General features: G+C 48.6%; 1 pseudogene. It reads left to right on the top strand.

Annotation, left to right across the window (positions count from 1 at the left end):
* Positions 1–208: pseudogene (locus tag NPS47_RS25615) on the top strand (hypothetical protein); the annotation flags it as partial.

The following is a 208-nucleotide window of genomic DNA, read 5'->3' as shown; positions in this document are numbered from 1 at the left end:
TGCTGACAACAAGGCGCCGGTGTTCAACTATAAATGGCGCGAAGACTATAAGCCCGACGCCGAAATTGCTGTCTATCGAACCCGTAATGGCTGCCCGCTGGTGATCAATCATATCGAGCTGGAAATCAACGCTACTTATGGTAAAGATCGCGGAGATTTCGGTAGTGACAATGCTGGAGTTGGAATTCGTTACGAGATAGACGAACAG

The sequence above is a fragment of the Pseudomonas putida genome, from assembly GCF_028682475.1.
Lineage (GTDB): Bacteria > Pseudomonadota > Gammaproteobacteria > Pseudomonadales > Pseudomonadaceae > Aquipseudomonas > Aquipseudomonas putida_AG.
The sequence above is the reverse complement of the archived record's forward strand: the minus strand, read 5'-3'. Positions and strand labels throughout refer to the sequence as shown.